The 19,566-nt window shown below is 68.3% G+C and carries 20 protein-coding genes; 12 read left to right on the top strand and 8 right to left on the bottom strand.

Annotation, left to right across the window (positions count from 1 at the left end):
- A partial coding sequence (locus ACIBAG_RS45240; RefSeq protein WP_399113930.1) for an integrase core domain-containing protein occupies positions 1-341 on the top strand: 341 nt, incomplete at its 5' end.
- Positions 342-387: 46 nt separating this feature from the next.
- On the opposite strand, the gene ACIBAG_RS45235 is transcribed toward ACIBAG_RS45240, so the two are convergent.
- Both ACIBAG_RS45235 and ACIBAG_RS45230 read right to left on the bottom strand, forming a co-directional pair.
- Positions 388-1,239, bottom strand: coding sequence for an MBL fold metallo-hydrolase (locus ACIBAG_RS45235; RefSeq protein WP_399113929.1), 852 nt, complete (start codon positions 1,237-1,239; stop codon positions 388-390).
- A 461-nt stretch (positions 1,240-1,700) separates the two neighbouring features.
- Positions 1,701-2,930, bottom strand: coding sequence for a serine hydrolase domain-containing protein (locus ACIBAG_RS45230; RefSeq protein ID WP_399113927.1), 1,230 nt, complete (start codon positions 2,928-2,930; stop codon positions 1,701-1,703).
- 258 nt (positions 2,931-3,188) lie between these two features.
- Between ACIBAG_RS45230 and ACIBAG_RS45225 the strand changes: the two genes are divergently transcribed.
- On the top strand, positions 3,189-3,917 hold the full coding sequence (locus ACIBAG_RS45225) for a helix-turn-helix domain-containing protein (RefSeq protein ID WP_399113926.1): 729 nt from the start codon (positions 3,189-3,191) through the stop codon (positions 3,915-3,917).
- Between the two features lie 12 nt (positions 3,918-3,929).
- Here the strand turns inward: ACIBAG_RS45225 and ACIBAG_RS45220 are convergent, their stop codons facing one another.
- The 4 genes from ACIBAG_RS45220 to ACIBAG_RS45205 all read right to left on the bottom strand — a co-directional run bounded on the left by ACIBAG_RS45220 (position 3,930) and on the right by ACIBAG_RS45205 (position 6,225).
- On the bottom strand, positions 3,930-4,628 hold the full coding sequence (locus tag ACIBAG_RS45220) for a class I SAM-dependent DNA methyltransferase (RefSeq protein ID WP_399113925.1): 699 nt from the start codon (positions 4,626-4,628) through the stop codon (positions 3,930-3,932).
- A 151-nt stretch (positions 4,629-4,779) separates the two neighbouring features.
- Positions 4,780-5,085, bottom strand: coding sequence for a hypothetical protein (locus ACIBAG_RS45215; protein ID WP_399113924.1), 306 nt, complete (start codon positions 5,083-5,085; stop codon positions 4,780-4,782).
- 46 nt (positions 5,086-5,131) lie between these two features.
- Entirely contained in the window at positions 5,132-5,362 is a 231-nt protein-coding gene (locus ACIBAG_RS45210) for a DUF397 domain-containing protein (RefSeq protein WP_399113923.1), read from the bottom strand.
- 8 nt (positions 5,363-5,370) lie between these two features.
- On the bottom strand, positions 5,371-6,225 hold the full coding sequence (locus tag ACIBAG_RS45205) for a helix-turn-helix domain-containing protein (RefSeq protein WP_399113922.1): 855 nt from the start codon (positions 6,223-6,225) through the stop codon (positions 5,371-5,373).
- A 229-nt stretch (positions 6,226-6,454) separates the two neighbouring features.
- Here ACIBAG_RS45205 and ACIBAG_RS45200 point away from each other — a divergent pair, with 229 nt between their 5' ends.
- Positions 6,455-6,862: an ATP-binding protein gene (locus ACIBAG_RS45200; RefSeq protein ID WP_399113920.1), complete on the top strand. Its 408-nt coding sequence runs from the start codon at positions 6,455-6,457 to the stop codon at positions 6,860-6,862.
- A gap of 78 nt (positions 6,863-6,940) precedes the next feature.
- On the opposite strand, the gene ACIBAG_RS45195 is transcribed toward ACIBAG_RS45200, so the two are convergent.
- On the bottom strand, positions 6,941-7,489 hold the full coding sequence (locus ACIBAG_RS45195) for a GNAT family N-acetyltransferase (RefSeq protein ID WP_399113935.1): 549 nt from the start codon (positions 7,487-7,489) through the stop codon (positions 6,941-6,943).
- Between the two features lie 247 nt (positions 7,490-7,736).
- The gene (locus ACIBAG_RS45190) at positions 7,737-8,357 is read right to left on the bottom strand and encodes a hypothetical protein (RefSeq protein ID WP_399113918.1); all 621 of its coding nucleotides are present in this window, start codon (positions 8,355-8,357) and stop codon (positions 7,737-7,739) included.
- Between the two features lie 143 nt (positions 8,358-8,500).
- Here ACIBAG_RS45190 and ACIBAG_RS45185 point away from each other — a divergent pair, with 143 nt between their 5' ends.
- The 9 genes from ACIBAG_RS45185 (at position 8,501) to ACIBAG_RS45145 (ending at position 19,558) form a co-directional block, all read left to right on the top strand.
- Positions 8,501-9,271 carry a DeoR/GlpR family DNA-binding transcription regulator gene (locus ACIBAG_RS45185; RefSeq protein WP_399113933.1) on the top strand — a complete coding sequence of 257 codons (771 nt, stop codon included), beginning with the start codon at positions 8,501-8,503 and terminating at the stop codon, positions 9,269-9,271.
- 283 nt (positions 9,272-9,554) lie between these two features.
- Positions 9,555-10,775, top strand: a complete 1,221-nt coding sequence (locus tag ACIBAG_RS45180; protein WP_399113916.1) for a M20 family metallopeptidase — start codon at positions 9,555-9,557, stop codon at positions 10,773-10,775.
- 400 nt (positions 10,776-11,175) lie between these two features.
- Complete coding sequence (locus ACIBAG_RS45175) at positions 11,176-12,231, top strand: BMP family protein (protein ID WP_399113915.1); 1,056 nt, start codon at positions 11,176-11,178, stop codon at positions 12,229-12,231.
- 313 nt (positions 12,232-12,544) lie between these two features.
- A complete protein-coding gene (locus tag ACIBAG_RS45170; RefSeq protein WP_399113913.1) occupies positions 12,545-13,597 on the top strand; it encodes a BMP family protein in 1,053 nt (350 codons plus the stop codon).
- Positions 13,598-13,819: 222 nt separating this feature from the next.
- Positions 13,820-15,388: an ABC transporter ATP-binding protein gene (locus ACIBAG_RS45165; RefSeq protein WP_399113911.1), complete on the top strand. Its 1,569-nt coding sequence runs from the start codon at positions 13,820-13,822 to the stop codon at positions 15,386-15,388.
- Positions 15,388-16,512, top strand: coding sequence for an ABC transporter permease (locus ACIBAG_RS45160; protein ID WP_399113909.1), 1,125 nt, complete (start codon positions 15,388-15,390; stop codon positions 16,510-16,512). The genes ACIBAG_RS45165 and ACIBAG_RS45160 overlap by 1 nt, the downstream gene beginning before the upstream one ends.
- On the top strand, positions 16,509-17,786 hold the full coding sequence (locus tag ACIBAG_RS45155) for an ABC transporter permease (RefSeq protein WP_399113907.1): 1,278 nt from the start codon (positions 16,509-16,511) through the stop codon (positions 17,784-17,786). Before ACIBAG_RS45160 ends, ACIBAG_RS45155 begins: the two co-directional genes overlap by 4 nt.
- Positions 17,783-18,190 carry a cytidine deaminase gene (locus ACIBAG_RS45150; protein ID WP_399113905.1) on the top strand — a complete coding sequence of 136 codons (408 nt, stop codon included), beginning with the start codon at positions 17,783-17,785 and terminating at the stop codon, positions 18,188-18,190. Before ACIBAG_RS45155 ends, ACIBAG_RS45150 begins: the two co-directional genes overlap by 4 nt.
- A 90-nt stretch (positions 18,191-18,280) precedes the next feature.
- Positions 18,281-19,558, top strand: coding sequence for a thymidine phosphorylase (locus tag ACIBAG_RS45145; RefSeq protein ID WP_399113904.1), 1,278 nt, complete (start codon positions 18,281-18,283; stop codon positions 19,556-19,558).
- Positions 19,559-19,566 lie beyond the last annotated feature (8 nt).

Genomic DNA, 19,566 nt, shown 5'->3' with positions numbered 1-19,566 from the left:
CCTTCTTCACCACGCATGGAATCGACCGCATCGAGCGGGTGCTGACCGACAACGCCTGGCCCTACCGCAAGAGCTTCGCCTGGCAGCAGGCACTGACCGACCTCGGCGCGAGCCGCAAACTCACCCGCGTTTACCGGCCGCAGACCAACGGCAAGGTCGAACGCTTCAACCGCACCCTGCTCGACGAATGGGCCTACCTACGGCCCTACACCAGCAACACCGAACGCACCGACGCCCTGACAGACTTCCTGCACACCTACAACCACCACCGCTGCCACACCGCACTCGGCGGCCACCCACCCATCACCCGCGTGAACAACCCTGCGGGGCAATACACCTAGGGCGTGGACAGCCGACCGGCATCCGACCGGACGGTCAGAACGGTCCTCACGTGGCCGATGGCCGTGGCTGTTCGGGCGGGACCGAGGTCTCGGCCAACGCCATCCACTGGTCGAGGTCGGCTTGCGTGAACTCCGGCCAGGCCGGAATCTCAGGCAGCCGGCGGAGAAGATCGAACGCCTCCGCGACTCGTGGTCCGCGGAGCACCGGCGAGTGGCACCCCGCGACGACCTCGGCGCCCAGCCGCTGGAAGTCATCCACCACTGCCCCGAACTTCTGGCTGTCCAGCAACGCCACCCAGGGCGAAACCAGCCGCCCGCCGAAGAACTGCCCGTCGCGAAATTCGTCCGCGGACAAAGCGGCGATCTCGGGCAGGGGAGTGGGCACGTTCGTCGCGAAGGTGTCCACCGCCCACAAGACGTTGGTCTTCGTGTCGAAGAGGCCGCGGGTTGTCGGGTTGTCGTACAGCGGTGGCCGTTTGGCCACCAGAGTGCGGTCACCGACATCCACCGTATCGCCGTCGATCATGAACCGGCACCGGTTGATCGGTGTCTCCCACTCCTCGGCCATGCGTCCGATCGAGAACCAGGTCGTCAGCAGTGTCGCGTTCGGGCATTCGACGAGGGCAGCCAAAAGGTTGCCGGCGTGATCACGATCGTCGTGGGTGAGGAAGATCCATCGAACGTCCAACGGATCCACCACGGACCAGGCAGCCTCCAGCCACTGGGATCGCACGGCCGGCGCCCCGGTGTCCACAAGCACCGGTTCGGCTCCCCGGATCACCATCGAGTTCATCGGGAAGTGGCCGACCGGCGGAGCCTCCAGGGCCCACGGGATAACGAATGTCTCTTCGGCGATCCTGTACGGCTCGAGAAGATTGAAGGTTTCCGTAGTAGTCATCGCTGCTCTCCCTGGAACGGGGTTCGGCCGCAGCGCCTGTCAATCCAGTCCAGCCCCATGCCCCGCCTGCGTCAAACGCAGGGCAGACACGTCACCCAGCCGTGGTCTCCGGGAATGATCGTGGTAGGCGAAGCGCATGCTTGGCCGACTTCCTCTCGGTGAGCAACTCGACGGCTTGCGATCCGTGCTCTCCCAGAACGAGATCTTGACTGACGTGGTGGCCAGGGCGGCAACACTAAGCGAAGGATGGCGGGATCAAGGCGGGTGAGGAGGCGCGGGGCGGGGCGGCGCCGGCGCTCACCGGCACGGACGTACGGGTCGCGGTGTGCGACATCGACCCCGCGTGGCTGACGGAGAACGCGTCTCCGCGGGCGCAGGGGTTCCTGTCCGGGGTGACCGGGACCGCGCGGGACGTGCATCGGCTGTCGGCGGTCACGGCCGTGTGACCACTTGGCGCGGGATCAGTCGTCGATCGCCTGGTAGAGCGTGGTCCAGAAGTCGTGGATCAGGCGCGCCGGGTCCGGGACGGACAGCCCGACCTGGGTGAACAGGATGCCGGTGAGCTGGTTCTCCGGGTCGGCGTACGCCGTGGTTCCCGTGCCGCCGTCCCAGCCGAACTGGCCGATGGGCGCGTAGTCGCCGCGGTAGGTGCGCACCGCCATCCCGAAGCCCCAGCCGCCCTGCTGCCCCTGGCCGAACGACACATGGACGTTGTCGCGGGCCAGGGCGGTTCGAGCGGCCTGCTGCTCGGGCGTGAGGCAGTTGGTGGTCATCAACTGGACGGCCGGTCGGGACAGGATGCGTTCGCCCCGGTGCTTCCCCTGGTTCAGTAGCATCCGCAGGTACGCGTGGTAGTCGTCGACGGTGGAGACTATCCCGCCCCCGCCCGCCTGGAACGCCGGAGGCGAGGCGTACTGTCCGCCCGCGGCCTCGTCCCACACGGTGAACTCCCCGGTCCGCGCGTCGGGCGCGTAGCTGGGCGGCAGCCGGTCGATCTTGTCCGCCGGGACATGGAAACCGGTGTCCCTCATCCCCAGCGGATCGAGGACGCGCTCGCGCAGGAACGTCTCGAACGGGCGGCCCGTGACCCGCGCGACGAGCACGCCGAGCACGTCGTGACTGAGGTGGTACTGCCACCGCTCACCGGGCTGCTGCATCAGCGGCAGCCCGCCGAGGCGGCGCATCCACTCGTCCGGCTCGGGCAGCGGCGTCCCGCCCTGACTGAAGACGCCGCTCTCGAAGACCGCGTTCATGATCGGGGTGCCCAGCGCCGTCAGATCGATGCCCAGCCCGAACGTGGAGGTCATCAGGTCCCGTACGGTGATCGGCCGCCGTGCGGGGACGGTGTCGTCCACCGGGCCGTCGACCCGTTTGAGGACCTGACGGTCGGCGAGTTCGGGCAGCCATTGGTCCACCGGGTCGTCGAGTCGCAGCCTGCACTCGTCCAGCAGGACCATCGCCGCAGACATGGCGATCGGCTTGCTCGTGGATGCCAACCGGAAGATCGTGTCCCGGCGCATCGGCGCGCCGCCTTCGTGGCGCATCGTGCCGAGCGCTTCGACGTGTGTCTCCTCGCCCCGGCCGACCAGGGCGACCAGGCCGGGGATCTTCCCGGAGTCGACGTGCCGCGCCAGTACGTCGTGCAGCCTGCTCAGCCCTGACTTGGAGAAGCCGTTGGTGCTCTGTGCCATTGCCAATCTCCTTACCGGTGTTCGGGAATCACTGAACGCCCACGAAGCTACATTGCGTTTACGGAATGGTCAACAAGCGCTAGGCGTCAAAAGGCCTTGTAACAACGGAAGTTTGGCCCGCCATTGCAATGACTCTGGCGCTGAATGCAATGGGTGATCCGGCAGGGATTGCAATCGGCTCGGCGTGGATACATGCTGCGCAGCACGGAGTGCGGGCACCGAGCCCCGCACATGCCGGCAGAGGGGAGGCGGGTACCGATGCCCGGAGGCAGGCTCACCGACGAGGATCGTCAGCACATCGCTGCGGGGCTGGCCGAGGGGCTCGGATACACGGAGATCGGCCGGCGTCTGGGGCGACCCGCCTCGACCGTCATGCGGGAGGTCACCCGGAACGGTGGACCCGACGACTACCGGGCGGACCGGGCACAGGAGGCCACACGGCATCGTGCCCGCCGCCCCAGGCAGGCTCAGCCTCCGGCGCCGCCGGTCCCCGACGGCGGCCATGGGCGTGACCCCCGGGAGGTCCAGGACTTCACGGAGCAGTTCACCACCCTCCTCGAACAGCAGGGCGTGCCCCGGATGGCGGCCAGAGTGCTGGCCTGCCTGTACATCACCGACGCCGGCACCCTCACCGCCGCCGACCTGGTCCAGCGGCTTCGGGTCAGCCCGGCGTCCGTCTCACACGCCGTGACCTTCCTCGAACAACAGGGCATGGTCAGGCGGGAACGAGCCCCCGGCGGGCGCCGCGAGCGCTATGTCATCGACGAGGAGATCTGGCTCCGGTCCACCCTCGCGGCGGTGCAGATGAACGACGCCCTGGTGGCCGCATCGCAGCGCGGAGCCGAGATTCTCGGGACCGCGACCCCGGCCGGCGCCCGCTTCGACTCCTCCGCCGAGTTCCTTCTCCTCATGAGCGAGTGCCTCCGACGGACCATGGAACAGTGGCAGTCGAGCCGGGCCTCCGGGAGCGCCGGGCGAGAGCAGTGATCCTCGGCACTGTTACGCCGCCCTCTGCGCGAGGAGGAACGCGCGGGGCCGCTTCTCCTCGTACTGCGGTTCGCGCTGGAGGCGGGCCTGGAGCTGGAGGCCGGCCTTGGTCAGGGCGTCGGCCACGGTGTCCGGGGTGCGCCAGTGGTAGTCGAGTGCGATCTTCTGGCCGAAGCGTTCGGTCATGTGCAGTCGATCTGCGGTGTCGCCGGTCTGGAATGCCAACAGGACCGGGGCGCCCGGCTTCAGGACGCGGTGGAACTCGACGAGCGTCGAGGTCAGGTGATCGTCCGGGACGTGGATGATCGAGTACAGCGCGATGATCCCGCCCAGTGTCTCGTCCGGCAGGTCCAGCGACGTCATCGAGCCCACGTGGAACCGGAGTTCGGGGTGCGCGCGGCGGGCCAAAGTCACCATGCGCGGTGACAGGTCGACGCCGAAGACAGGATTGCCGAGGGCGTGCAGGTGGGCGGTAACTGAACCGGGGCCGCTGCCGAGGTCGGCGACGGGGGCCGGGGCGTGTTCGCGGGCCAGCTCGGCGAAGGCGGTGACGAGGGAGCGGTCCAAGGGGTGGCTGTCGGCCGGCCAGTCGGAGAAGTGGTCGGTGTAGGCCGGGGCGATGGCGTCGTAGGAGGCTCTGGTGGCCTCGAGGAAGTCGGCGTGCTCGGGGGTCGACGGGATTTCGGGGTTCTCGGCGGTCACGGGGCGCACCCTAGTGCGACTGGTGGAATGGCGTCCGGAAGTCCTCCAGGGTGCTGCCGAGAGTTCCCGGCCGACGTCACTGGGGCGACGCCTGATGGCTGCGACGACCTGGCGATTTTCCTCTGGGCACGGTCCCGGAGAGAAGCTGGAGAGAAGGCGGTCACCTTTGCCAGGGAAGCGCCTCCACCGACGCAAGGTCCCCCACCGCAAGTAGGCCGAAGAGCCGGAGAGTCTCCTCGCGGGTGACCTCGCGCATCTCCCCAGGAGCCGCCGAGTTGTCCTCCGGGTTCTCCCAGATCAGCAGACCGCTGCGGAACGCGCTGAGGCACCACCCGCTCTCATGGGACAGGGACACGTCGGGGTGTTCGTCGTCGGCGTTCGCGAGGCCGTCCAGCACCTGTCTCATCGTCTCCGGGGACGGCTCGTCGACCGCACTGCCCATGACGTCATACATGAAATAGCTCATGAGCCAATCACCTCACGCAGTGATCCACGGACACTCTCACACAGGATCAATCGGAGATCCGAGGCGAATGCTGAAGCCGCCCGTTGGCGAGGTGGGGGGACTTCACGGCCTCTATCAGGAGGGCGAAGGCTCCGGTTGGGAAGGTGAGGGTGGCCCGGGCCGGGACCTTTGAGTCGCGGATGGATATGTGGGTGGGGGAGTTGGCGATCTCCACGCAGTTATTGCCATCGCCGCCGCCTGAGTAAGACGACTTGCGCCAGGTGCCAGGGGTGGTCACGGTGTGCCTCACAGTTCCTTGGCCAGGTCGTGGATGAAGTCGCGCGACCTCACGGGGTCGAGCGATACCGCTTCTACCTTACGGAAGACTGTTCGAAAGACGCTGAGCTGGGCTTCGGAGTCGATGAACCCTGTGCCGTGGGGTGCGTCGCGGACGGCGGTATCCAGCCTGGGGACTGTGCCGCCGGCGAGCATCATGGTGTTCCAGGTCCCGCCGAAGCCGTCGAGATCGAAGGGGATGACCCGCACGGTGATGTGATCCGCCTCGGAGAGTTCCAGGACACGGCTGAGCTGGGCTCGTGCGGTGGCGCGATCCCCGACCCGGATGCGCAGGGCGGCCTCGTGGATGAGTGCCTTGTATGGGGTGGGAGCGGAGCCTTCGAGAACCGCCCTGCGCTGCATCCGGTGCCGGACGCGCAGTTCCAGGCCCTCATGGGAGAGTTCGGGAACCCTGGAGGAGAAGGCGGCGTGTGCGTAGTCCTCGGTCTGAAGAAGGCCAGGGATGAGCAGGAACTCCACGTCGCTGCGGTAGGTGGCGTGGTGCTCCAGCTCGGCGATGTCCAGAAACGGTGTGGGAAGAACGCCACGGTAATCCTCCCACCAGCCGCGCGTGCGATCCGTCGCCATCGCTACCAGGGCGTCGATCAAATCCGCGTCTGAACAGGCGTAGTTGGAAGCCAGTCGACGCAGGCGCTTCTCGCTCACCCCGCTGTGGGCTGACTCGATCTGATTGATCTGAGTGGAGCTCACTCCGAGCAGGGTCGCTGCCTCGCGGCCCGTGAGGCCTGCCGCGTCACGAAGTCTGCGCAATTCGACGCCCAAACGCACCTGACGTGCTGTTGGTTCGCGCCTCAACCCCGCCATGTGCCGCTCCTTGGTTCAAAGCGCCTGCAAGCGCGACTCGTTCGGGGGTTAGGTTACGCGATCGGCTTGCTGAACCTGTAAATCCAGGTCTACCGTCAGTGGCGCGACGCACACGCTGCGGAACGCCGGGATCCCGGAAGCGCACCGCCCCGTCCTGCCATGACGGCTGCGGCAATGACACCGCCTGCCCGAACCGCGACTCCCCGCCACCTTCGAACGGAGTTCACGCATGCCCGAATCCGAACCCTGGGAGTACCCGCTGTACATCCCGAACGACGTCCGAGCCGTCACCGTCTCCCGCCGCACCCTCCGGCTGATCCTCACCATGCACGGCCTGATCCGCCTCGCGGACACAGCCGAACTCCTCCCGACCGAGCTGGTCGCCAACGCCGTACGCCACACGAAAGGGCCGGCTGCCCTGCGCGTTCGCTGGTCCGCCGGGGTGTTGCGGATCGGGGCGTGGGACGCGGATCCCGTACCGCCGCAGCCACCAGGGGAGTTGGGGTGCCTCGGGGAGGCCGAGGAAGGGCGAGGGCTGGCGCTCGTCCGGGCCTGCGCCGACCTCTGGGGCTGGCAGCCGCTGACCAGAGGCGGCAACCGGGGCAAGTACGTGTGGTGTGAGCTGGCCGCGGCTTAGGCCGTGTCCGCAAAGTCCCGCCTGCCCCGCGGACACGACCTAGGGCGAACGCGCGGGTGCGTCACTTCGTTGACCGGTTCACACAGGACGAGTGGTGGTGACGTACTGGTCCGACCGCAACTCGAACACCCGTACCCGCCGACCACCGGTGGCATTGACGGTCTCACGGAACAGATGCATCCCCAGTTTGGTCATGATCCGTTCGGAGGCGTCGTTGCCCACCTGAGTGATGCTGACGATCCGCTCCAGCCCTCGCTCTTCGAACGCGAACCGTACAGCGGCCGTAGCGGCCTCGGTGGCCAAGCCCTGCCCCCAGTGGGAACGTCCGAGCCGCCAGCCGACCTCAACCGCCGGCAGTACCTCCGGCAAGAAGTGGGGCACCGAAAGGCCGGTGAACCCTGCCAGCTCGCCGGTGGACCGGATCTCCACGGCGAACAGGCCGAAGCCCTGTGACTCCCACTCGCTCTCCCAAGCCTGGATCCCGCCGCGAGTCTGCTGTTCGTCACGGACGCCGCCGTCACGGATCCACCGCATGACCTCGGGGTCGGCATTGATGGCGGCCATGGGCGCAACGTCTTCCTCGCGCCAGCGACGCAGGATCAGACGGGGAGTCTCAATCGTGACCATCCGATGATTCTTGATCACAAAGGGGCTCTGCGCCATCTCACCAGGCACTTTCGATACACGCCCTGGTGCGGATGTGGGGCGAGCGTCCAGAGGGTTCACCCGGGGCGATGTCCGGAGTTCCCGTACCGCGGGTGCTCACGGCGGGGCAGCAGGGCCGCCCCGCCGGAGCCGACGCTCTCGGAGTGACCCGGCGGCGCGGACCCGGCGCGGTGTCGGCGGGTGCCTCAGGAGGTGTCGGCGGGGGCAATCAGGATGTGGGCGCGTCCAGCTGCGGCTCCAGTCGGACCTCGGTCACGCTCACGCCCTCCGGAGCGCCGAACGCCCTAACCATCACGCCACTGTCGATGTCGGTGACCTCCAGAGCCAAGTGCTCGGCCCCCACCCGCAGGTCGAGCCGTGCCACGGGCTCGCCCGAGAAGTCCGGCATGCGGTGGACCCGCGCCGCCGGGTAGTTCAGGCTCGCCAGCTTGTCCCGCATCTCCTCGTACGTGGCCGTGTCCAGCCCCGAGAACGCCCTGCTGATGCGCAGTTGGTGCCTCTCGGCCGCGCACTCCTCCGTCGCGGTCAACGGCACCGGGTCGACCAGGACGGGCAGCGTGGAGTCGGGGGTCGGTTCCGCCGCCGCGGTGTCGGCCACGGAGGCGGATGCCACGTCATCGACGCCACCGGAGACGTCCGGGGCGCAGCTCTGCGAGATGAAGTCCGCCATCTCGAGGAAGCGAGCCTCCGCCTCGTCGTCGCTCGCCGCGACGGTGTTGACCATGGAGGTCTGATCGGCGGTGGCGTTCTGCGCACCGAAGCAGGCCAGGACGGCGACGCCGCCGAGCGCGGCCGCCAGCAAGGACTTCGGGAGGAGAATCGATCGCATGTCCGTACGATGCGGGCTGCCGGCCACGGCCCACATGAGTAGCCGTACTCAATCCACCAGAAGTCGTGGACGCACAAGTAGTCGTCAACTGCGGCCAGAAGTCGACAGATTGTGTCAGCGGGCAGCGTGTAGTGTCCGGTTGCGTGCTGGCTGAACGACGACACCAACTCATCCTGCAGGCCTTGCGCTCGGGCGGCACCGCGTCCGTCACCGAACTCGCCGAGCGGCTGGATGCCAGCGCGGCGACCATCCGTCGTGACCTCCTCAAGTTGGAGGCGGACGGGCTGCTCACCCGGGTGCATGGCGGAGCGGTCGTCGAGGAGGACCAGCCGTCCTTCGACGAGGCCGCCGCGGTCCAGGTGGGAGAGAAGGACGCGATTGCCGCCCGAGCGGCCACGATGATCGAGGACGGCCAGTCGGTCATCCTCGACAGCGGTACAACCGTCCATCGGCTGGCGCGGTACCTGCGCGGCCGCCGACTCACGGTGATCACCAACAATCTCGCGGTCTACGACGAACTCAACGACGACGAGAACATCGACCTGATGCTGCTCGGGGGCATGGTCCTCCGTGAGTCACGGATGCTGGACGGATTCATGGCCGAGGACAACCTCCGCCAAGTACATGCCGACTGGCTGTTCATGGGTGCTTGCGGCGTTCGCCCCGGCGGCCAGGTCATGGACACCACCGTGGCCGAGGTGCCCGCCAGGCGCGCCATGATCGCCGCCGGCGACAAGGTGGTCCTCCTGGCCGACAAGAGCAAGTTCCCGGGAACCGGCATGGTGAAGATCTGCGGCCCCGAGGACCTGGATGCGCTCATCACCGACGCGCCGGAAGGCAGCGCGACCTGCATGACCCTGCATGAGGCCGGTGTGAAAGTGATCTCGACTACTCCGGCCACCGTCGACGGCTGACGCAGAGACCGGCCATTGCGGTGTGCGATCCCGACAGGTGAACACAACCGACGGTTCTGTTCGCGGCGTGGTATGCGTTGAGGTGTGGGTGACTGGCGTCGTCACTCTCCGTCACTGGCGGTTCCGTGATCGACTCGGCGGTGAAGAGGCGCGAGTTTACCCACCCAAACCGATACCTATGCGTCGCGTGGCCAGATTTTCTTCCCCAAACGGGTTGAACTTTTGTTGATCGAGGGTCAGTTGGCCACCCCGGCGTCCTACCCTCTAGAGGGTGAACCAACTGATGTCCCCAGAGTCCGAAGCCGATCAATCCGGGGAAGGCGCCCTTCTTGGCACCCTGCCGGAGGCGCTCCGTGCCGAACTCGTCGAGTTCCGGCGCGACTTGCACATGCACCCGGAGCTCGGCAATCAGGAGTTCCGTACGACCGCCGCGATCAAGGCCCGCCTGGAGAAGGCCGGCCTCCAGCCTCGCGTGCTCGCCATCGGAACCGGGCTCATCTGTGACATCGGAGAGCCGGACGGCGGGCAGCCCGTGCTCGCCCTGCGCGCCGACATCGACGGGCTGCCCATCCCGGACACGAAGAGTGAGTGCCCGTATCGGTCCACGGTGCCGGACCGGGCGCACGCCTGCGGTCACGACGTGCATACGACCGTGGTACTCGGCGCCGGTCTCGTACTCGCCGAGCTCCACAAGCGCGGGCAGCTGCCCCGGCCCGTCCGGCTGGTCTTCCAGCCCGCCGAGGAGGTGCTCCCCGGAGGTGCCGCCGACGTCGTCGAGTGCGGGGTGCTGGAGGGAGTGGGGCAGATCCTCGCCGTGCACTGCGATCCCAAGGTGGATGCCGGGAAGATCGGCTTGCGGCAGGGCGCCATCACCTCCGCCTGCGACCGGCTCGAAATCGCCCTCGACGGGCCCGGGGGCCACACCGCCCGCCCCCACCTGACCACCGACCTCGTCACCGCCGCCGCCCGGGTCGTCACCGACGTGCCCGCGCTGGTCGCCCGGCGCACCGACGCCCGCAGCGGCCTCGCCGTGACCTGGGGGCGCGTCGAGTCCGGCCACGCCCCCAACGTCATCCCGCAGCACGCCGAGCTCTCCGGGACCGTACGGTGCCTGGACCTCGACACCTGGCGGCAGGCTCCCGACCTGGTCGTCGCCGCGATCGACGAGGTCGCCAACCTCCATCGCGCCAAGTCGGAGATCAACTACATCCGAGGTGTCCCGCCCGTCGTCAACGACCCCGCCGCGACCGAGCTGCTGCGCGAGGCCATGACCGCCCGCCGTGGCGCCGATTCCGTCGAGGGCACCGAGCAGAGCCTCGGTGGTGAGGACTTCTCCTGGTACCTGGAGCACGTCCCCGGGGCCATGGCGAGGCTCGGGGTGCGTACGCCGGGCGACCGGATCGGGCGTGACCTGCACCAGGGTGACTTCGACGTCGACGAGTCCGCCATCGGGGTGGGGGTGGAGCTGTTCACGGCGGCGGCGCTTCTCGACTCCGCGGGTTAGGCCGGAGCGCCTTCGCCCTGGAAGGTGAGGTTGTTCGGCGACTGCGGGCTCGTCGTGGCTGGTCGCGCAGTTCCCCGCGCCCCTTTGGGGCGTTGCCGGATGCGGCGCCGAGAAGGTGCCCTCCACTTGCGGCCAACCAGATGGGGAGGGAGTCTGACCCCATGGCGATCGCACCCGAGCGCCATCACGCTGACGACACCCCTGGTGACGGAAGGTGTGGTGCGGAAGGGGCGCAATGTCCCATGCGCACCTTTCGATCCGGTGGTTCACAAGGGCTTAACCGGCCATCGGCACGAATGGATAACGGCCAGGCGAAACCCCGTTCCCAGGAGGGTCTACGCGCGTTAATGTGCGCCGAACTCAGCACCCACTGCGGGGCTTGGAGAATGGGGACTTCACGATGCGTCGGATATCCAAACTGACCCGTGTCGCGGTGGGGGTTGCGTCGATCGCGCTCGCTTCCACGGCGTGTGGCGGTACCAGCAGTGAAAACGGCGGCGGCAGCGACGGCGGCGACAAGAACCTGGGCCTCGCCATCGCGTACGACATCGGCGGCAAGGGCGACCAGTCCTTCAACGACGCCGCGTACGCCGGTCTGCAGAAGGCTCAGAAGGAGTTCGGCTACAAGACCGCCGACATCGAGCCCACCGAGGGCGAGACGGACGCCGACAAGGAGCAGCGTCTGGCCTCCCTCGCCAAGCAGGGCTACAACCCGGTGATCGGCGTCGGCTTCGCCTACGGCCCCGCGATGGAGGCCGTGGCCAAGAAGTACCCGAAGACCACCTTCGGCATCGTCGACTCGGTCGTCGAGGGCGAGAACGTCGCCTCCCTCGTCTTCGCCGAGGAGCAGGCCTCGTACCTGGCCGGCGTCGCCGCGGCCAAGGCCACCAAGACGAACACGGTCGGCTTCGTGGGCGGTGTGGACATCCCGCTGATCCACAAGTTCGAGGCCGGCTACAAGCAGGGCGTCCAGGACACCAGCGGCGGCAAGGTCAAGGTCGTCTCGCAGTACCTGACGCAGACCGCCGAGGAGGGCGGCTTCTCCAGCCCCGACAAGGGCAAGGCCGCCGCCGAGGGTCAGATCGAGAAGAAGGCCGACGTCGTCTACCAGGCGGCCGGTCTGTCCGGCCAGGGCGTCATCGAGGCCGCCGCGAAGGCCAAGGTCTGGGCGATCGGCGTCGACTCCGACCAGTACAAGCAGGCCGCGCTGGCGTCGTACAAGAACTACATCCTCACCTCCGCCCTCAAGGACGTCGGCGGTGCGGTCTACACGCTGGCCAAGTCCGTCGAGGACGGCAAGCCGCTCACCGGCACGCAGACCTTCGACCTGAAGGTCAACGGCGTCGGCCTCTCCGAGTCCAACCCGGAGTTCGCGAAGATCGCGGGCCTCTCCGACGCCGTGGCGAAGGCCAAGGAGGGCATCATCGACGGCTCCATCAAGGTCAAGACCGAGTAGCAGCGGTCGTACTCACGCAGAGCGGGCGGGCATCCGGCGGGTGCCCGCCCGCTCCGTCGTTCCCGGGCGTCCGACCGGCTCACCACCCCCGTCATCCGGATCACCCACCGCCACCCTCCCTTTGCTGTCGGCAAGCCCTTGGTCAAGGCATCGCGTGGAGTTGAACACGGGCGGATAACAAGGTGGACAGAAGGGGTTTTCGGGCGGGTCTACGCGCGTTACTCTGCACCGAAAGCCAGCGCCGTAGCTGCAAGCTGTACCCGAGCTGTACCGTCCGGCGCTTGTACGACAGGTACGACAGGAGTCTCCCCACATGCGCCGGATTTCCCGGATCACGGTCGCAGGCGCAGCGACCGCCTCTCTGGCCCTCGCTCTCTCCGCCTGCGGCGGCACCTCCACCCAGGCCTCCTCGGGGTCGAAGGGTGGCGACAAGGGTCTCGCCATCGCGTACGACGTCGGCGGCAAGGGCGACCAGTCCTTCAACGACGCGGCGTACGCGGGCCTGGAGCAGGCGAAGAAGGAGTTCCAGTACGACACGGCCGACGTCGAGCCCACCGAGGGTGAGACGGACGCCGACAAGGAGCAGCGACTGGTGTCGCTGGCCAAGCAGGGCTACAACCCGGTGATCGGTGTCGGCTACGCGTACGCCGCCGCCGTGAAGGGTGCCGCGGAGAAGTTCCCGGACACCACCTTCGGCATCGTGGACGACTCCACCGTCGAGGCGAAGAACGTCGCCGACCTGGTCTTCTCCGAGGAGCAGGCCTCGTACCTGGCCGGTGTCGCCGCCGCCAAGAGCACCAAGTCGAACGTCGTCGGCTTCGTGGGCGGTGTGGACATCCCGCTGATCCACAAGTTCCAGGCCGGCTTCGAGCAGGGCGTCAAGGACACCAGCGGCGGCAAGGTCAAGGTCCTCTCCCAGTACCTCACGCAGACCGCGGAGGAGGGCGGCTTCTCCAGCCCGGACAAGGGCAAGTCGGCCGCCGAGGGCCAGATCGAGAAGAAGGCCGACGTCGTCTACGCGGCCGCCGGTCTGTCCGGTCAGGGCGTCATCGAGGCCGCCGCCGCCAACAAGGTGTGGGCGATCGGTGTCGACTCGGACCAGTACAAGCAGGAAGCGCTCGCCAAGTACAAGGACTCGATCCTGACCTCGGCGATGAAGGACGTCGCCAAGGCGGTCTACAACCTGGCGAAGTCGGTCGAGGACGGCAAGCCGGAGACCGGTATCGTTCGTGGCGATCTGAAGACGGGTGAGGTGAGCCTGTCGAACTCCAACCCGAAGTTCGCGGACAACACCGAGCTCCAGGACGCCCTCAAGACGGCCAAGGAGAAGATCATCAGCGGCGAGATCAAGGTCAAGTCCAGCTGACCCAGCAACACCCTGAGCAGCGGTAACCAAGGGGTTACGTCCGCGACGCGGGGTACGGGCAGGCTCTCCTGTCGGGAGACTTCCCCGTACCCCGTTGTCGCGGTGCGTCGGCCCCTTATCAGGCCATAGGGGCGCTACGCGCGTAGACGACCCCCGTCCCCAGGAGAGTGCGCCATCAACGCGTCCAGCAGCCCTCCGGCCGGAGCGGCGGTCAACGGTCAGGTGACCGCCGTCGAGCTCGCCGGGATCACTAAGCGTTTCCCGGGCGTCGTGGCCAACCACGACATCCACCTCACCGTCCGCAAGGGCACCGTCCACGCCCTGGTCGGCGAGAACGGCGCCGGCAAGTCGACGCTGATGAAGATCCTCTACGGCATGCAGAAGCCGGACGAGGGCACCATCGCCATCCACGGCGAGCAGGTCAGCTTCTCGTCACCGGCCGACGCCATCGTCCGCGGCATCGGCATGGTCCACCAGCACTTCATGCTCGCCGACAACCTCACCGTCCTCGAGAACGTCGTCCTGGGCAGCGAGAAGCTGTACGGCATCGGCGCCAAGGCCCGCCGCAAGATCAAGGAGATCTCCGAGCGCTACGGCCTCGGCGTGGAGCCCGACCGCCTCGTCGAGGAGCTCGGCGTCGCCGCCCGTCAGCGCGTGGAGATCCTCAAGGTCCTCTACCGCGGCGCCACCACGCTGATCCTCGACGAGCCGACGGCCGTGCTCGTTCCGCAGGAGGTCGACGCGCTCTTCGACAACCTGCGCGAGCTCAAGGCCGAGGGCCTGTCGGTCATCTTCATCTCCCACAAGCTGGGCGAGGTGCTCTCCGTCGCCGACGAGATCACCGTCATCCGCCGCGGCACGACGGTCGGTACGGCCGTTCCCGCCGAGACCACGCCGAAGCTGCTGGCCGAGATGATGGTCGGCAGCGAGCTGCCCACGCCGGAGACCGCCGAGTCCACGGTCACCGACCGTCCGGTCATCACCGTCGACAAGCTCCGCCTGGAGGCGGTGGGCGGCAAGGCCCTGCTGGACGACATCACCTTCACCATCCACGCGGGCGAGGTCCTGGGCATCGCCGGCGTCGAGGGCAACGGCCAGACCGAGCTGGTCGACGCGCTCATCGGCCTCAAGCACGCCGACTCCGGCACGATCACCCTGATCGACGAGGAGATCACCGGCTGGGCCACCCGCAAGCGCCGCGAGCAGGGCATCGGCTACATCCCCGAGGACCGCCACCGGCACGGCCTGCTCCTGGAGGCCCCCCTTTGGGAGAACCGCATCCTCGGCCACGTCACCGAGAAGCCCAACGCCAAGGGCGTATGGCTCGACCCGAAGGCCGCGCAGGAGGACACGCGCCGCATCGTCGAGGCGTACGACGTCCGCACGCCCGGCATCGACGTCACCGCCGCCTCCCTCTCCGGTGGCAACCAGCAGAAGCTGATCGTCGGCCGCGAGATGAGCCACAAGCCGCGCTTCCTGATCGCCGCGCACCCCACCCGTGGTGTGGACGTCGGCGCGCAGGCCGCGATCTGGGACCACATCCGTGAGGCCCGCCGCGAGGGCCTGGCCGTGCTGCTGATCTCCGCCGACCTGGACGAGCTGATCGGCCTGTCCGACACCCTGCGCGTGATCTACAACGGCAAGCTGGTCGCCGACGCCGACCCGGCCACCATCACCCCGGAGGAACTGGGCTCGGCCATGACCGGTGCCGCCACCGGTCACCTCGAACACGAAGAGACCCCCGAAGACACCTCCAGGTCTTCCGAGCCCGGCGAAGACGAGGCCCGCTGATGAAGAAGTTCGACAAGGAGCGCGTGCTCCTCGCCGTGGCCGGTCCGGTCATCGCGCTCGCCGTGGCCTTCGTGCTGAGCGCGATCGTGCTGATCGCCTCCGGCAAGAACCCGGTCGAGCCGTTCTCGATCATGTTCGAGCAGGCCACGTTCTCCGACATCCAGGTCCTGATCATCAACCAGGCCTCGATGTACTACATCGCGGCCCTCGCGGTGGCCATCGGCTTCCGGATGAACCTGTTCAACATCGGCGTCGACGGCCAGTACCAGCTCGCCGCCATGATGGCCGCCATCGTCGGCGCGCACGCGAACCTGCCGGCCGCCCTCCAGATCCCGCTGCTGCTCCTCACCGCGGTCTGCACCGGTGCCTTCTGGTCCGGCATCGCCGGTGTCCTGAAGGTCACCCGCGGCGTCAGCGAGGTCGTCGCGACGATCATGCTCAACGCGATCGCGACCTCGGTCATCGGCTACCTGTGGCTGCCGACCGTCTTCGGCGTGAAGGTCGGCAACAACAACACCACCGGCGAGATGCACGAGTCCGGCTGGGTCCCCGGCATCGACATGGGCGACGCGGGCGAGATCTACGGCCTGGTCTTCCTCGCCGTGCTGCTCGGCATCGGCTACTGGGTCGTCCTCAACCGCACCCGCTTCGGCTTCGACCTGCGCGCCTCCGGCGCCTCGGAGTCCGCCGCCGCGGCCAGCGGTGTCGACCCCAAGCGCATGGTGCTCACCGCCATGCTGCTCTCCGGCGGCATCGCCGGCCTCGCGGGCCTGCCGATCCTGCTCGGCGACACCCACACCTACAGCCTCAACTTCCCCACCGGCATCGGCTTCCTCGGCATCGGCATCGCCCTGCTCGGCCGCAACAGCCCGGTCGGCATCGCGTTCGCCGCACTGCTGTGGGCCTGGCTCGACAAGGCGTCGCCCGAGCTGGACTTCCACGACTACGACAAGGAGATCGCGGTCATCATGCAGGGCCTGATCGTGCTCTCGGTCGTCGTCTCCTACGAGGCCGTACGTGAGTGGGGCCTGCGCCGCCAGCAGCGCCGGGTCGGCGCTGAACTGGCCGCCGGTCACGTCCTCGGCGCCGACAACAACACCACGAAGGAGGTGGCCGGCCGATGACCACCCCGCAGACCTCAGCGGTCGACGTCAACCAGCCCACGCTGCAGCCCGCGGCGCCCACCGGCCGCCGCCTGTCGTGGCCCGTGCTGCTGCTGGTCATCGCCGGCGCCCTGGCGCTGACCTCGATCGTCCGCATCATCACCGGCGCCGACGGCATCACCAACGTCAGCCAGATGTCCACCGCGCTCCAGCTCGCCGTCCCGATCGGCCTCGCCGGTCTCGGCGGTCTGTGGGCCGAGCGGGCCGGCGTCGTCAACATCGGCCTCGAGGGCATGATGATCCTCGGCACCTGGTTCGGCGCCTGGGCAGGCTTCCAGTGGGGCCCGTGGACCGGTGTCGTCGTCGGCATCATCGGCGGCTGCATCGGCGGCATCCTGCACGCCATCGCCACCGTCACCTTCAGGGTCAACCACATCGTCTCCGGTGTGGCGATCAACATCCTCGCCCTCGGCATCACCCGCTACCTCGCGCCCCTCGCCTTCGAGGGCCACGCGGGCGGCTCCGCCAAGCAGTCCCCGGCGATCGACTCGCTCGGCCACTTCACCGTGCCGGGCCTGTCCGACGGGCTGCGGGACCTGAACAACCAGGGCTGGTTCTTCATCTCGGACATCGCGGGCCTGCTCGGCGGCCTGGTCACCAACGTCTCCTGGCTGACCCTGATCGCCATCGCGCTGATCCCGGCGACCTGGTGGATCCTGTGGCGTACGGCCTTCGGTCTGCGCCTGCGTTCCTGCGGTGAGAACCCGGTGGCCGCCGAGTCCCTCGGCGTGAACGTCTACAAGTACAAGTACATCGCCGTGATCATCTCCGGCGGCCTGGCCGGCCTCGGTGGCGTCTTCCTCTCCATCGTGGCCAACCCCTTCTACCTGGAGGGCCAGGTCAGCGGCCGCGGCTACATCGGTCTCGCCGCGATGATCTTCGGTAACTGGATGCCGGGCGGTCTCGCGCTGGGCGCTGGTCTGTTCGGCTACACCGACAGCCTCAACCTGCGCGGCGGCTCCCAGAACGTCCACGCCCTGCTGCTGCTCGGCGCGCTCCTGCTGATCATCGGCGCCATCTGGCTCGTGGTTCGCAAGAAGTACGCCCCGTCGATGATCACCGCGGTAGTCGGTGCCCTGGTGTACACCTGGTACGCGACCACCAACGAGGTCCCGAACCAGGTCGTCTCCGCCACGCCGTACGTCGTCACGCTCGTCGTCCTCACCCTGTCCGCGCAACGCCTGCGGATGCCGAAGGCGGACGGCCTGCCGTACAAGAAGGGTCAGGGCAAGTGACCCCGGCCGCCTCCCACGACGTCGACTGGGACAAGCTGCGCGCGGCGGCCCGGGACGCCATGACCCGCGCCTACGCCCCGTACTCCGGCTACCCGGTCGGCGTCGCGGCCCTGGTCGACGACGGCCGTACGATCACCGGCTGCAACGTCGAGAACGCCTCGTACGGGCTGTCGCTGTGCGCCGAGTGCGGGCTGGTCTCGGAGTTGCAGAACACGGGGGGCGGCAGGCTGACGCACTTCACGTGCGTCGACGGCAAGGGCGAGATCCTGGTGCCGTGCGGCCGCTGCCGCCAGCTGCTGTACGAGTTCGGCGGCTCCGAGCTGCTGCTGGAGACCCCGGCGGGAATCCTGCCGTTGTCGGAGATGCTGCCGCAGGCCTTCGGGCCGGGCCACCTCACCAAGTAACTCCTGTGCGGCCCTTCCGAGTTGCTCCGGCGAGCGCTCGGAGGGGCCGTGCCGTTTCAAGAATGTTCGGCCGGAAGGAAAGCCATGGCCATGGACGCCATCTCTGTCATCCGCACCAAGCGGGACCGCGGTGAGCTCAGCGACGAGCAGATCGACTGGGTCATCGACGCGTACACCCGCGGGGAGGTCGCCGACGAGCAGATGTCCGCGCTCGCCATGGCGATCCTGCTCAACGGCATGAACCGCCGGGAGATCGCCCGCTGGACGGCCGCGATGATCGCCTCCGGCGAGCGCATGGACTTCTCGTCCCTGTCCCGGCCCACGGCCGACAAGCACTCCACGGGCGGCGTCGGCGACAAGATCACCCTTCCGCTGGCGCCCCTGGTGGCGGCCTGCGGTGCCGCCGTCCCCCAGCTCTCGGGCCGCGGCCTCGGCCACACGGGCGGCACGCTGGACAAGCTGGAGTCGATCCCGGGCTGGCGCGCGCTGCTGTCGAACGAGGAGATGCTGTCCGTACTGGACGGCACCGGCGCGGTGATCTGCGCGGCGGGCGACGGCCTCGCCCCCGCGGACAAGAAGCTGTACGCGCTCCGCGACGTCACCGGCACGGTGGAGGCGATCCCCCTGATCGCTTCCTCCATCATGTCGAAGAAGATCGCGGAGGGCACCGGCTCGCTGGTCCTGGACGTGAAGGTCGGCACGGGCGCCTTCATGAAGACCATCGAGGACGCGCGGGAGCTGGCGTCCACGATGGTGGGTCTGGGCACGGACCACGGGGTGAAGACGGTCGCCCTGCTCACGGACATGTCGACCCCGCTGGGCCTGACCGCGGGCAACGCCCTCGAGGTCCGCGAGTCGGTCGAGGTCCTCGCGGGCGGCGGCCCGGCGGACGTCGTGGAACTGACCATCGCGCTGGCCCGCGAAATGCTGGACGCGGCGGGCGTGAAGGACGCCGACCCGGCCAAGGCCCTGGCCGACGGCTCGGCGATGGACGTCTGGCGGCGCATGATCGCGGCCCAGGGCGGCGACCCGGACGCGGAACTGCCGGTGGCGCGCGAGCAGCACGTGATCAAGGCGCCGTCATCCGGTGTCCTGACCCGCCTCGACGCCTACGACATCGGCGTCGCCGCCTGGCGCCTCGGCGCCGGACGCGCCCGCAAGGAGGACCCCGTGCAGGCGGGCGCGGGCGTGGAGATGCACGCCAAGCCGGGCGACACGGTGACCGAGGGCCAGCCCCTGCTGACCCTGCACACGGACACGCCGGAGCGCTTCGAGTACGCGCTGCAGGCGGTGGAGGGTTCCTACGACGTGGCGGCGCCGGGGACGGACTTCACGGCTTCGCCTGTTGTGCTGGAACGTATCGCCTGATCAGGCGG

It is taken from the genome of Streptomyces sp. NPDC051243, assembly GCF_044455405.1.
In the GTDB taxonomy this organism is placed as follows: Bacteria; Actinomycetota; Actinomycetes; order Streptomycetales; family Streptomycetaceae; genus Streptomyces.
The sequence above is the reverse complement of the archived record's forward strand: the minus strand, read 5'-3'. Positions and strand labels throughout refer to the sequence as shown.